Origin of the sequence: Pectobacterium parmentieri (assembly GCF_001742145.1) — a bacterium.
GTDB classification, from domain to species: domain Bacteria; phylum Pseudomonadota; class Gammaproteobacteria; order Enterobacterales; family Enterobacteriaceae; genus Pectobacterium; species Pectobacterium parmentieri.
The window spans coordinates 723,488-735,982 of the sequence record NZ_CP015749.1 but is presented as its reverse complement, the minus strand read 5'-3'; the positions used below and the strand labels follow the sequence as shown (position 1 = coordinate 735,982).

Sequence of the window (12,495 nt, the reverse complement as noted above, 5' to 3'; positions counted from 1 at the left end):
AATGGCTATCCGTTACGCGCTGCGGTGCAGTAACATCGATTTAATATGGCCGATAGCCTTAGTCGGGTTCAGTCCTTTCGGACAGACGCTGACGCAGTTCATGATACCGTGGCAGCGGAAAACGCTAAATGCATCGTCCAGATCGTCCAACCGTGGCGTAGTTTCCGTATCACGACTGTCAATCAGGAAACGGTACGCAGCCAGCAGCCCCGCAGGCCCAACAAACTTGTCTGGGTTCCACCAGAACGACGGGCAAGACGTTGAACAGCATGCACACATAATACATTCATACAACCCATCCAGCTTGGCACGTTGTTCAGGCGATTGCAGATGCTCACGCGCTGGTGGATTTTTCCCATTATTCAACAGGTAAGGCTTTATTTTCTCATATTGAGCATAGAACTGTCCCATGTCCACTACCAAATCACGCACAACCGGCAATCCCGGTAAAGGACGGATAACAATTTTGCTCTTTCCGCGCTGTAACGCGGAAACCGGCGTAATACAGGCCAAGCCATTTTTGCCGTTCATGTTAACGCCGTCGGAGCCACAGACACCTTCACGGCAGGAGCGACGGAATGAAAGCGTTGGATCTTGTTCTTTCAGCAGCATCAGCGCATCCAGCAGCATCATGTCGCGGCCTTCTTCCGCCTCCAACTGGTAATCCTGCATCCGCGGCGCATCGTCAACATCCGGGTTGTAACGATAAATGGAAAATTCGAGTTTCATCGTTTGATCTCCGCAATTAATAAGTACGTATTTTCGGCGGGAACGCCGGACGCAATTTAGGCTGCATGTTCACCTCACGGCGCGTCATGCTGTCGGTTTGCGGCAGATACAATGAATGGCACAACCAATTTTCATCGTCACGCTCTGGGTAATCGAAGCGACTATGCGCCCCACGACTTTCGGTACGGAAGTTAGCCGAAACCGCTGTTGCATAAGCCGTTTCCATCAGGTTATCCAATTCCAGACACTCAATGCGCTGGGTGTTGAACTCGCTTGAGGTGTCATCCAGACGTGCGTCTTTCAGGCGCTCACGGATCACTTTCAGCTCTTCCAACCCTTTCGCCATCGCATCGCCTTCACGGAATACCGAGAAGTTATTCTGCATGCAGGATTGCAGCGCCTTGCGGATTTCAACCGGATCTTCACCGGAACGGGTATTGTTCCAACGATTCATACGATCGAGCGACGCTTCAATATCGGATTCGCTGGCATCACGGCTTTCGCCCTGTTCTTCCAGTGATTCTTTCAGGTGAAGTCCGGCAGAGCGACCGAATACCACCAGGTCGAGCAACGAGTTACCGCCCAGACGGTTGGCACCATGAACCGATACGCAGGCAATTTCACCCACGGCGAACAGCCCAGGGATCACCACATCTTCGCCTTTCTCGTTTACCGTCAACGCCTGACCGCTCACTTTGGTCGGAATACCGCCCATCATGTAGTGACAGGTTGGGATAACCGGAATCGGTTCTTTTACCGGATCGACGTGAGCAAACGTGCGGGACAGTTCCAAAATACCCGGCAGACGAGATTCCAGAACGTCTTTACCCAGATGATCCAGCTTCAGCTTGGCGTGCGGCCCCCATGGACCCTCACAGCCACGACCTTCACGAATCTCGATCATAATAGAACGAGCAACCACATCACGGCCGGCCAGATCTTTCGCGTTTGGCGCATAGCGTTCCATGAAACGCTCACCGTGCTTATTCAGCAAATAGCCGCCTTCACCACGACAGCCTTCGGTGACCAGCACACCCGCACCAGCAATACCCGTTGGGTGGAACTGCCACATTTCCATGTCCTGCAACGGAACACCGGCACGCAATGCCATGCCCACGCCGTCGCCGGTATTAATGTGCGCATTGGTGGTGGACTGGTAGATACGGCCCGCACCGCCCGTTGCCAGCACGGTTGCTTTCGCTTTGAAATAGACAACTTCACCGGTTTCGATACAGATCGCCGTACAGCCGACAACCGCGCCATCCTGATTTTTCACCAGATCGAGGGCATACCACTCGGAGAAAATAGTGGTGTGATTTTTCAGGTTCTGCTGATACAGCGTGTGCAGCAGCGCATGGCCGGTACGGTCAGCGGCTGCGGCGGTACGTGCAGCCTGCTCACCGCCAAAATTCTTGGATTGACCACCGAACGGACGCTGATAAATGCTGCCATCATCCAGACGGGAGAACGGTAGCCCCATGTGTTCCAGTTCCAGAATCGCTTCCGGGCCGGTTTTACACATATATTCAATCGCGTCCTGATCGCCAATGTAATCCGACCCTTTGACGGTGTCATACATATGCCATTCCCAGTTATCCTCATGGGTATTACCCAACGCGACGGTAATACCGCCCTGCGCAGATACAGTATGAGAACGGGTTGGGAACACTTTCGATAATAGGGCACAGGACTGGCCCATTTGGGAGATTTGTAGCGCGGCACGCATACCTGCGCCACCCGCACCCACAACCACTGCATCAAATTCTCTGACTGGCAAATTCATCACGCACCCCACACCACAACAGTTCCATAAATGACGTACACCAACAGCGCTACCACAATTGCCAACTGTAAAGTCAGGCGTAAGGCCAGCGGTTTAATGTAGTCGGTCAGCACTTGCCACATCCCTATCCAGGCATGAACCAGAATGGAAAATAACGTTAGCAGTGTGAATACTTTGGTGAGGGCCATCGCGAAGAAACCACGCCAGATTTCATAAGTGATGTCGCCAGCCGTAGCAATAAAACCAATAATATAAATTACATATAGAACAATGACGATGGCGGAAGCGCGAATCAGTAACCAATCGTGTACGCCATTGCGTCCTAACGCAGAAGCATTGCTTACCATACGAGGACTCCAGCCAGAATTGAAAGCACGACAGTAATAATAAATGAAATATTTGCAGAACGCTTACCTGCGGCAAGGTCTTCTTCTATATAGCCAAAATCCATCAACAGGTGACGTAAACCACCAACAATGTGATAAGCCAACGCAGCGAGGATGCCCCAGACGATAAACTTGACGATGAAACTATCCATAATTTCCGCGGCGCGTAGGAACCCTTCCTCTGAAGAAAGAGAAGTGCCTAACAGCCACAGTAAAATACCGACAGCGACAAAGGTGATAACGCCGGAGACGCGGTGAAGAATAGATGCTATCGCAGTAACGGGGAACTGAATCGTCTGCAATTCCAGATTGACAGGTCTTTGTTTTTTCACGGATTTGCCCACACAGCTTTTATTATTGTTTCTTCCTCCGGGCCTGATGTGAGGTCAGACAGTATGAAAGTTGCAGCCCTGAAAGTGGGTTTACGATACGCGCTCAAACATCGACATTCCGGTGTCTAAACAGCGCATGATCCTTTCATACTGGGTGCTCCTACTGCAGGGTGATTCCGGAGACCTGGCGGGAGTATAGGTCCTTCACATTCCCATTACAATTCCCATACAAACTGTTTGGTGACATTTGCCACGAACAGTGATTTAGATCACGAAGTTCACAATTTATATAAAATTAATTATCTGATTTGACAAAACTTCAACATTTCAATTACAACTAGGGGATTGAATTTCTTATGATGTGTTAAAGCACGGTGGACACTTCCACACTGGCGTAACTTATGTAACAGTGAAGAGAGTCCACGTAAAAGTCATAGGTAATGGCTACAATCTATTCAGAACGTGATTAATTATCTGATAATTGTTAATTGCCTGGAGATTGTTAATTACCTGGAGAACGAATTTTTCATCCTGAATGCGGCTACCCGCCTTACTCTGTATCCTATTTGACGACTGTGTCACGACAGAGTTTCACCGGTCATTACTCGTCCGGTGCACAGGCATGACGGTATTTCTTCAGTGAGAATTTTTAAAATTAAAGCGCTAAGGAGACTGTAAATGGCTGATAAAAAAGCAACACTTACCCTAGAAGGTAAAGAACCGATTGAGCTAAATGTCCTATCTGGTACGCTAGGATATGATGAGATTGATATCCGTCCTCTCGGTTCGAAAGGTTACTTCACATTTGACCCTGGCTTTACCTCTACCGCATCTTGCGAATCAAAAATTACCTATATCGACGGCGACGAAGGCATCCTGCTGCACCGTGGCTTCCCGATTGCCCAACTGGCTGAAAAATCTAATTATCTTGAAGTTTGTTACATCCTGCTATTCGGTGAAACCCCAACGGTAGAACAGTATGAAACCTTCAAGACAACCGTGACTCGTCATACCATGATCCATGAGCAGATTACCCGTCTGTTCCACGGTTTCCGTCGTGATTCACATCCAATGGCCGTTTTATGCGGCGTCACCGGTGCACTGGCGGCGTTTTACCACGATTCTCTCGACATTAATATCGAGCGCCACCGCGAAATCGCGGCCTACCGCCTGCTGTCGAAAATGCCGACCGTCGCAGCGATGTGTTATAAATATTCACTGGGTCAGCCGTTTGTTTACCCGAAAAACAACCTGTCCTACGCGGGTAATTTCCTGCACATGATGTTCTCCACCCCTTGTGAAGAATATGTTGTGAATCCGGTGCTGGAACGCGCCATGGACCGCATTCTTATCCTGCATGCCGATCACGAACAAAACGCCTCTACGTCTACCGTGCGTACCGCAGGTTCGTCTGGTGCAAACCCATTTGCCTGTATCGCCGCGGGGATCGCCTCGCTGTGGGGACCGGCGCACGGCGGCGCGAACGAAGCCTGTCTGCGTATGCTGGAAGAGATCAGCAGCGTGGAACACATTCCGGCGTTTATCGAGCGAGCAAAAGACAAGAACGACTCTTTCCGCCTGATGGGCTTCGGTCACCGTGTGTACAAAAACCACGACCCGCGCGCCACAGTGATGCGTGAAACCTGCCATGAAGTGCTGAAAGAATTGGGCAGAAAAGACGATCTGCTGGAAGTGGCGATGGAGCTGGAACATATCGCGCTGAACGACCCGTACTTCATTGAGAAGAAACTGTACCCGAACGTGGACTTCTACTCTGGAATCATCCTGAAAGCGATGGGGATTCCATCTTCCATGTTTACCGTCATCTTCGCGATGGCGCGTACCGTGGGCTGGATTGCACACTGGAGCGAAATGCATGCCGACGGCATCAAGATTGCCCGTCCACGTCAGTTGTATACTGGCTATGACAAACGTGACTTCTCGTCCAACCTGAAACACGATTAATCCATTCAGCACATACACAAAAGGCCGGATTTTCCGGCCTTTGTTGCTTCAGAACCGAATTTCTCTTACTTCTACTACCTCTGGCAGTGCGGGCACCAATAAAATGGGCGCGATGACAGCATCGTTCTTTCAATGATCCCACCGCAGCGCTCACAGCTTTCCCCTTCACGATGGAAAACCTTGAACGAGAAAATTGCACCATGATGGTGGTTTTCATCAACGGTGCCGCGCGTGTTGTAAGACAACCGAGGAATCTCCAGCAGCGCTCGACTCAGCGTCTGCAACTGTTCCTCATTCAACTGCGACGCCGTATGCTGCGGTGCCAACTGGGCCTGCCAGAGAATCTCGACGCGCAGATAATTCCCCAACCCTGCGAGAAAAGCCTGATCCAGCAGCAGCCCACTGAACTGACGACGTCGAAAACGCGGTAGCAACAAACGCTCGCAGACCTGCTCCGGCGTCAGAGACAGATCCAACACATCAGGGCCAATACGTTGCAGAAAAGGGTGTGTCGCCAGTGTCTCCGGCGTCAGCATTTCAATATCTGATGCGCTATAGAGCAAAATGGCACGATCCTGTGTTTCCAGCCGGATGCGTAAATCCCGTTTCGTTTCCGGCGACTCACCCGCATTCACAACTCGCCACACGCCATAGAGCTGATTGTGGCTATACAACACCCGATCGTTGCTAAAATAGGTCAGTAGCGCCTTTCCGCGCGTTTCGATCTGCCTGACCTGCTGCCCGACCAATTGTGTTTCATACGGCTTCAGTTCTGGAAACGCAAACCAGACACGCGTCAGCGTTTTCCCCACCACTGCCTCAACCAGCTTATCAGCCGCCCGGCGAATTTCCGGTCCTTCCGGCATACTTTACTCCCTAAAAATCAGACACTCTGCGGCAGAGCGATTCACTAAACTAATGTAATGCCCCGCCAGTGACCGACACATCACCCTGCTGCACCAGCGATTGCTTAATCATCACTTCCAGCGCCGTGGTGACTAGCGACGTGGGCATACTCGGCTCACTGGGATGATGAGCAGCCTGTTCCGGCGAATAGGGAATATGCACAAAACCACCACGCACTGCATCTCCCTGCTGATGGAGACGATGTAAGAGCCCGTACATCACGTGATTGCAGACAAACGTCCCCGCAGTTTGCGATACCGCAGCGGGAATGCCCGCCACGCGTAATGCCTGCACCAGCGCTTTCACCGGCAGCGTCGAGAAATACGCCGCTGGCCCGTTTTCCACCACGGGCGTATCGATCGGCTGGTTGCCTCGGTTATCAGGAATTCGAGCATCATTAATGTTGATCGCCACACGCTCGACGGAAATATCAGCACGACCGCCAGCCTGCCCCACGGCGATCACCACTTCCGGCTGCCATTCCGCCATCGCACGGTAAAGCTGTTCCAGTGACAGGTCAAAGGCGCAAGATAAACGGCAAGCCACCACGCGTGCACCGCCGACCTCGCGCTGATGAAGGACTTTTACCGCTTCCCAAGAGGGGTTAATCGCTTCCCCCTCAAAAGGTTCAAACGCCGTGATTAAAACGGTTTTCATCTGTTATCCCCGTCATACAAAAATAATGATTACGCGGCAGCAACAGCTATCTGATGCTGGCTAAAACAGTGTCGTAATTTGCGAGCAAACAACAGCGCATGCTGCCCATCGCCGTGAATGCATACCGTATCAGCTTGTACGTTAACCCAGGAACCGTCGATCGCCCTGACCCGCTGGCGTTGAATCATTTCCAACGTCTGTGCCAGCGCCAGTTCATCGCTGTTAATCAACGCCCCCGCCTGAGTGCGCGACACCAGCATCCCGTCTGGCAGATAGCAGCGATCGGCGAACACTTCCTGGCGCGTTTCTAGCCCTAGACGTTTTCCGGCTCGAATCAACTCACTTCCCGCCAACCCGACCAAACGCAGTGCCGGGTTGACGGCCTTTACCGCCTTGGCTACCGCATCGGCTAACCCTGGCTGGCTGGCAGCCTGATTGTAAAGCATACCGTGAGGCTTTACGTGCGACAGCGTTCCCCCTTCAGCAGCAACGATCGCACTGAGCGCGCCAAGCTGATACACCATCTGCGCAAAGACAATTTCTGCGGGTACATTCATCGCCTTGCGACCAAAATTTTCACGATCGAGAAAACTTGGGTGAGCACCAAGCGCGACCCCATAGCCCATCCCCCAGCGCACAGACTGACGCATGGTCTGCGCATCACCCGCGTGAAAGCCACAGGCAATATTGGCCGATGTCACCAGCTTCAGCAGCGCTTCGTCGTTCTCACCGCCCTCGCCCAAATCGGCATTCAGATCAATAATCATGCAGCCTCCACGCCAATTGTTCGAGGTAACGCCGCTGCTCTTCTGCGGCTTTTTGCGCCTGAGCTGGCGTACAGTGAATAAAATGTATCGGTTCACCGAGCCGAATTTGCGCCAAATGGAATAAATCCGCTTCAATCACACTCGCAATGCGCGGATAGCCACCGGTGGTCTGTGCATCCGCCAGCAGTACAATAGGATGACCATTGTGGGGAACCTGCACGACGCCCGGCAGCAACCCATGTGAAGGCAGCTCGCGCGGTTGATTACCTGACGATGTGGTTCGCTGTAGCTCAGCGCCCTGCAGCCGGTAACCCATGCGGTTACTTTGTGGGCTCAACTGCCAGGAGGTGCGCCAGAACAGTTCCTGCATCTCTTCGCTGAACTCCTGGTATTCCGGCCCCGGCAATGCCCGCACGCGGTTACTGAATAACAACTGCTTGATACCCACTTCTCGTGTCAGTTCGCGAGTCGGCGTCCCCAGCGGAAGCGCATCGCCATCCCTCAATAAACGCCCGTCAAAACCACCAAATCCGGCTTTCAAATCGGTACTACGCGAACCCAACGCTTCTGGCACATTGACGCCACCGGACAGAGCCAAATAGCTACGCATTCCGTTACGCGGCAGGCGCATTTTTAACGTTTGTCCCGGTTTCACGGCGAAACGCCAGCCTGTCCAGAGCGGCTTTCCATCCAGCTCTGCATGGCAGTCGGCGCCGGTTAGCGCAACCCAGCAGGCCGTGGTAAACGTTGCAGTAAATTTACCCAGCGTAATTTCCAGCGCAGCCGCATTCTCTGCGTTACCCACCAGCAGGTTAGCCATTTGCAGAGCAGGCAGATCGAGCGCACCTGACTGGCTGATGCCCAAACGACGAAAGCCGACGCGACCGCCGTCCTGCACCGACGTATGTAATCCGGCATGGATAACTTTCAGCATACGCCCTCCTTCAGTGGCAGAAACCGAACGTTATCCCCAGGGCGCAGCAGCGTTGGCGGCATCGTTTGCGGGTTGAACAGCGTCAATGAGGTGCGGCCAATCAACTGCCAGCCGCCCGGCGTCGCCAGCGGATAAATCCCGGTCTGCGCACCGCCAATCCCGACCGATCCCGCTGGCACACGCAGGCGGGGTTCAGCGCGACGCGGCATATGCAGTTTCTCATTTAATCCGCCGAGGTAGGCAAAACCCGGTTGGAAACCCAAAAAGTAGACCACGTACTGTGCAGCCGCATGCGCTTCCACAACCTGGCTCACCGTCAGGCCGCTGTGAGTGGCTACTTCTGCCAGATCTGGCCCCGCTTCTCCGCCATAAACGACTGGAATGTCGATGTCACGTGGATCAAATACCAGCGATTCGCTTTCTTCCCACCAGTTCTGCAAACGCTCAATCGCATCCAGCGCCACCTGTTGTGGATGCGCCAACAGCACCGTTAGGTTGTTCATCCCCGGAATCGCTTCCAGCACCTCTTCATGGTGATTCAGGCGCTCGGTAAGCCCCCATATCCGCTGCTGGCTCTCCAGCGACATGGGCGGTTCCAGTTCCAGTACGACAGCTCTCTCGCCCAGAAGATAACACCGTGCTCGTTGCAATCTTTCCTCCTGAATCACGTTTTATCCATCATGATGAACATGGCTAAATGATTAACGCTGCTTACCGATCTATTCTCTTCTCAATAGTTAAGCAACAACGATGCCAACATACAAAGTACACCATCATTCATGTGCAATACCGATATTTTCAGTCCATCAGGCTGGGTTAGGAATATCAATAAATGTCACATCAAGACCATGCTGTACCGCCAGCCATTCACCCAACGCGCGAATGCCGCCGCGCTCAGTAGCATGGTGTCCGGCAGCGAAAAAATGCAGCCCCATTTCACGCGCGATGTGGATGGTTTGCTCAGACACTTCACCCGTAATAAAGGCATCGACGCCGAATCGGGCAGCTTGTTCAATAAACCCTTGACCGCCACCGGTACACCAGGCCACACGCTGTATCTGTTGCGGTGCATTATCCCCACAATGCAGCACGCTACGCCCCAGCCGTTTTTCTACGCGGCGGCAAAAGGCCTCTGCTGTCATGGGCTGCGCCAACTCGCCATACGGCACCAGCGGTTCGATCATGCCCTGCACCTGAATCTCAAGCAGCGCCGCCAACTGTGCGTTATTCCCCAACTCCGGGTGTGCATCCAGCGGCAGGTGATAGCCATACAGGTTGATATCATTGAGCAGCAGCGTTTTCAGTCTGTTACGCTTCATGCCACAGACAATCTGCGGTTCGTTTTTCCAAAAATAGCCGTGGTGAACCAGAATCGCATCGGCCTGCTTTTCTACCGCCGCATCCAACAGCGCCTGTGAGGCGGTGACGCCCGTTACAATACGTTTTACTTCAACACGCCCCTCAACCTGTAAACCGTTAGGTGCATAATCCTGAAACGCCGCCGTACTCAGTTTCTCGTTAATGACCCTTTCTAAATCCGTATTACGCATACTTACTCTTCTCTTCTCGATCGTTATTCGCCATGCCGATGTTTTTTGCCGCTTCAAACGCCGCCAGCGTATCCTGACGAGCAGTTTTGTGGTCAACGATTGGCTGCGGATAGTTCAGCTTAAAATGTTGTTTGTCGGCCCAGCGATGGGGCTGATGAATGTCTTTATCCGGCACAATAGCCAGTTCAGGTAGCCAATGGCGAATAAACCGCCCTTCAGGATCGAAACGTTCACCCTGCGTTGTCGGATTAAAAATACGAAAATAAGGTGCCGCATCGGTGCCCGTTGACGCCGCCCACTGCCAGCCGCCGTTATTCGCTGCCAGATCGCCATCCAGCAGTTGTGACATAAAGTAGCGCTCGCCTTCACGCCAGTCGATCAGTAAATCTTTGACGAGAAAGCTGGCGCAGATCATACGCAGTCGATTATGCATCCACCCCGTTTCATTCAGTTGACGCATCGCCGCATCCACAATCGGATAGCCAGTTTTCCCCTGCTGCCAGGCCGCTAAATCCTCCGGCGATTCCCGCCATTTCACCCACTGCGTCCACGCGGTGAACGGGCGGTGCTTACACAACAGTGGCCAGGAAACGATCAGGTGGCGGTAAAATTCACGCCAGACTAACTCGTTAAACCAGGTAAATGCCCCGCCTTCGCGCCGTTCCAGCATCTCTGGGCATTCGGTACGCAGGCGGTTAAAACATTGACGCGGCGATACGATTCCAAGTGCCAGATACGGAGACAGTTTACTGGTGCCGGGCTGCGCCGGGAAATCTCTCTGTTGATCATAATCCTGCACCTGCTCGCGGCAAAAGCGTCGCAATTGCTGCAATGCCGCACGTTCGCCGCAGGGGAAATCGTCGTTATTAACCTCAACCCGCGGATAACTGAACGGCACGAATGCCACTGTGTTATTGATCGGCTCACCGCGCACGTCCGGTGCGGGTACACACATGGTATCCGCTTCCAGCAAGCGTTTGATAAAGGCCTGACGGAATGGCGTAAATACTTTATACATCTCGCCGTTACCCGTCAGCACGCTACCCGGTGGCAACAACAGGCTGTCGTGATAGCCATGGCAAACCACGCTATCAGTCAGCCGATCTTTCACCTGCTTATCACGCAGGCGTTCGTTGATTTCATACTGATGGTTGTAAAAAAGATCGGTAGCCTGCTGCTGTGCACAGAACTGCACTAGCCAATCAACCGACGCCGCAAAGTCAGCACATTCGTGGTAATGCAGCGGGATGCCTTTCTCCGCTAGCGCGTGCTGTACCAACGTCAGGTTATCTAGCAGAAAAGTCGCCTGACGCGGTGCCATATCATGCAGCTTCCACTGCGCAGGCGTCGCGATGAATACCGCCAGCACGGTCGCATTCGGATTCTGACAAGCTGCGTGTAGCGCCAGATTATCGGTAACGCGCAGGTCATTGCGCAGCCAGACAACATGTGTAACGACAGGCGTGGTCATGAAATTCCTCAGGCGATCAAATTAGTGTCCATAACGCAGGCGCAATGCTTCCGGGTACGGCTCAAAGTAACGCTGCTGGGCCAGATACGCATCGGGGTATTCCGCCATATAATGTTTTAGCAATGTGATAGGTGCCAATAGCGGCTGCAAACCCTGTCGATAGCGATCGATAAGCTGCGCCAGTTCCTGTCGCTGTTGAGAATTTAGCTGGCGTCGGAAGTACCCCTGCACATGCATCAGCACATTGGTGTGATTGCGTCGCGTCGCAGGCGTCGATAGCAGTTTCATCAACCTTATCCGGTATTCAACAATATAGTCTTCCAGCGATTCCCACTTATCGATCCCCGCAACAAACGGCCCCAGCTCGCGGTATTCCGGTTGGGAGTGCGCCAACAGCAGTAATTTATAGCGGCTATGAAAGGCAATAAGCGCGCCACGGCTCAGCCCGTTTTGCCATAGCTGATTCAGTTCGTGCAGCGCATAAACGCGTTCAATGAAATTTTCCCGCAAGCCAGGATCTTGCAGGCGCCCATCTTCCTCAACCGGCAGCCAGGGCATTTGCCGCATCAACTCCTGCGTAAACAGGCCGATTCCGCTTTTACGCGCATCCTTTTGCGCTTCATCGTAAACCTTCACGCGCTCCATGCCACAACTTGGTGATTTAGCGCAGACGATATACCCGCATAAGTGCTGAAGTTCGCTCACTTTGTCAGCGGAAAACACCGTCATTTGCTGGGTGACATCCAGAGGCGAGCCATTACTGGCGCGTAGTGTGATGTGGCTCTCCCCTTCGCGCACCAGCCTGAGCGCAGGACGCGGCACCGGTAAACCAATCGCCATTTCCGGGCAGACCGGCTCAAAACGAAAATAGGGCGCCAGTTGTTCAGCGGCAAACGTCAGACGCTTGTGTCCACCATCAAACCGCACGGGATTACCGAGCAGACAGGCGCTGATACCAACAGGGATGAGTTCGAGCGTCATGATTTATCCTTATACCCGTCATAGTTCAAGCTGC

At 52.9% G+C, this 12,495-nt stretch carries 13 protein-coding genes; 1 reads left to right on the top strand and 12 read right to left on the bottom strand.

The genetic code is table 11. From position 1 onward, the window contains the following. Positions 1 to 12: 12 nt before the first annotated feature. From A8F97_RS03175 to sdhC, 4 genes are read right to left on the bottom strand one after another with little or no spacing between them, the layout of a single operon-like run. Positions 13 to 729: a succinate dehydrogenase iron-sulfur subunit gene (locus tag A8F97_RS03175; RefSeq protein ID WP_005973896.1), complete on the bottom strand. Its 717-nt coding sequence runs from the start codon at positions 727 to 729 to the stop codon at positions 13 to 15. Between the two features lie 16 nt (positions 730 to 745). Beyond that, positions 746 to 2,512 carry a succinate dehydrogenase flavoprotein subunit gene (gene sdhA, locus A8F97_RS03170; RefSeq protein ID WP_005973894.1) on the bottom strand — a complete coding sequence of 589 codons (1,767 nt, stop codon included), beginning with the start codon at positions 2,510 to 2,512 and terminating at the stop codon, positions 746 to 748. Beyond that, a complete protein-coding gene (gene sdhD / locus A8F97_RS03165; protein WP_005973891.1) occupies positions 2,512 to 2,859 on the bottom strand; it encodes a succinate dehydrogenase membrane anchor subunit in 348 nt (115 codons plus the stop codon). The genes sdhA and sdhD overlap by 1 nt, the downstream gene beginning before the upstream one ends. Continuing rightward, positions 2,853 to 3,242 carry a succinate dehydrogenase cytochrome b556 subunit gene (gene sdhC / locus A8F97_RS03160; RefSeq protein ID WP_015730898.1) on the bottom strand — a complete coding sequence of 130 codons (390 nt, stop codon included), beginning with the start codon at positions 3,240 to 3,242 and terminating at the stop codon, positions 2,853 to 2,855. The genes sdhD and sdhC overlap by 7 nt, the downstream gene beginning before the upstream one ends. Before the next feature lie 666 nt (positions 3,243 to 3,908). Here sdhC and A8F97_RS03155 point away from each other — a divergent pair. Continuing rightward, entirely contained in the window at positions 3,909 to 5,195 is a 1,287-nt protein-coding gene (locus tag A8F97_RS03155) for a citrate synthase (protein WP_005973887.1), read from the top strand. Positions 5,196 to 5,269: 74 nt separating this feature from the next. On the opposite strand, the gene nei is transcribed toward A8F97_RS03155, so the two are convergent. From nei to A8F97_RS03115, 8 genes are all read right to left on the bottom strand, one after another. Beyond that, positions 5,270 to 6,061: an endonuclease VIII gene (gene nei / locus A8F97_RS03150; RefSeq protein ID WP_033071789.1), complete on the bottom strand. Its 792-nt coding sequence runs from the start codon at positions 6,059 to 6,061 to the stop codon at positions 5,270 to 5,272. A gap of 49 nt (positions 6,062 to 6,110) precedes the next feature. Next, on the bottom strand, positions 6,111 to 6,758 hold the full coding sequence (gene pcp / locus A8F97_RS03145; protein ID WP_025918724.1) for a pyroglutamyl-peptidase I: 648 nt from the start codon (positions 6,756 to 6,758) through the stop codon (positions 6,111 to 6,113). A 29-nt stretch (positions 6,759 to 6,787) separates the two neighbouring features. After that, on the bottom strand, positions 6,788 to 7,525 hold the full coding sequence (gene pxpA / locus A8F97_RS03140; protein WP_015730901.1) for a 5-oxoprolinase subunit PxpA: 738 nt from the start codon (positions 7,523 to 7,525) through the stop codon (positions 6,788 to 6,790). After that, positions 7,515 to 8,459, bottom strand: coding sequence for a 5-oxoprolinase subunit PxpC (gene pxpC, locus A8F97_RS03135; RefSeq protein WP_033071790.1), 945 nt, complete (start codon positions 8,457 to 8,459; stop codon positions 7,515 to 7,517). Before pxpC ends, pxpA begins: the two co-directional genes overlap by 11 nt. Then, positions 8,453 to 9,109, bottom strand: coding sequence for a 5-oxoprolinase subunit PxpB (pxpB, locus tag A8F97_RS03130; RefSeq protein ID WP_025918726.1), 657 nt, complete (start codon positions 9,107 to 9,109; stop codon positions 8,453 to 8,455). Before pxpB ends, pxpC begins: the two co-directional genes overlap by 7 nt. 156 nt (positions 9,110 to 9,265) lie before the next feature. Next, the gene (locus tag A8F97_RS03125; protein ID WP_033071791.1) at positions 9,266 to 10,009 is read right to left on the bottom strand and encodes a type 2 GTP cyclohydrolase I; all 744 of its coding nucleotides are present in this window, start codon (positions 10,007 to 10,009) and stop codon (positions 9,266 to 9,268) included. Continuing rightward, positions 10,002 to 11,480: a deoxyribodipyrimidine photo-lyase gene (gene phrB, locus A8F97_RS03120; protein WP_033071792.1), complete on the bottom strand. Its 1,479-nt coding sequence runs from the start codon at positions 11,478 to 11,480 to the stop codon at positions 10,002 to 10,004. Before phrB ends, A8F97_RS03125 begins: the two co-directional genes overlap by 8 nt. 21 nt (positions 11,481 to 11,501) lie before the next feature. Then, positions 11,502 to 12,461 carry a YbgA family protein gene (locus A8F97_RS03115; protein WP_014700708.1) on the bottom strand — a complete coding sequence of 320 codons (960 nt, stop codon included), beginning with the start codon at positions 12,459 to 12,461 and terminating at the stop codon, positions 11,502 to 11,504. Between the last annotated feature and the right edge of the window lie 34 nt (positions 12,462 to 12,495).

Bases quoted from the DNA above. Each gene is read 5' to 3' on its own strand.
- A8F97_RS03155 (WP_005973887.1), top strand. From the start codon at position 3,909: ATGGCTGATAAAAAAGCAACACTTACCCTAGAAGGTAAAGAACCGATT.
- pxpC (WP_033071790.1), bottom strand. From the start codon at position 8,459: ATGCTGAAAGTTATCCATGCCGGATTACATACGTCGGTGCAGGACGGC.
- sdhD (WP_005973891.1), bottom strand. From the start codon at position 2,859: ATGGTAAGCAATGCTTCTGCGTTAGGACGCAATGGCGTACACGATTGG.
- phrB (WP_033071792.1), bottom strand. From the start codon at position 11,480: ATGACCACGCCTGTCGTTACACATGTTGTCTGGCTGCGCAATGACCTG.
- nei (WP_033071789.1), bottom strand. From the start codon at position 6,061: ATGCCGGAAGGACCGGAAATTCGCCGGGCGGCTGATAAGCTGGTTGAG.
- pxpA (WP_015730901.1), bottom strand. From the start codon at position 7,525: ATGATTATTGATCTGAATGCCGATTTGGGCGAGGGCGGTGAGAACGAC.
- A8F97_RS03175 (WP_005973896.1), bottom strand. From the start codon at position 729: ATGAAACTCGAATTTTCCATTTATCGTTACAACCCGGATGTTGACGAT.
- A8F97_RS03115 (WP_014700708.1), bottom strand. From the start codon at position 12,461: ATGACGCTCGAACTCATCCCTGTTGGTATCAGCGCCTGTCTGCTCGGT.
- sdhA (WP_005973894.1), bottom strand. From the start codon at position 2,512: ATGAATTTGCCAGTCAGAGAATTTGATGCAGTGGTTGTGGGTGCGGGT.
- A8F97_RS03125 (WP_033071791.1), bottom strand. From the start codon at position 10,009: ATGCGTAATACGGATTTAGAAAGGGTCATTAACGAGAAACTGAGTACG.
- pcp (WP_025918724.1), bottom strand. From the start codon at position 6,758: ATGAAAACCGTTTTAATCACGGCGTTTGAACCTTTTGAGGGGGAAGCG.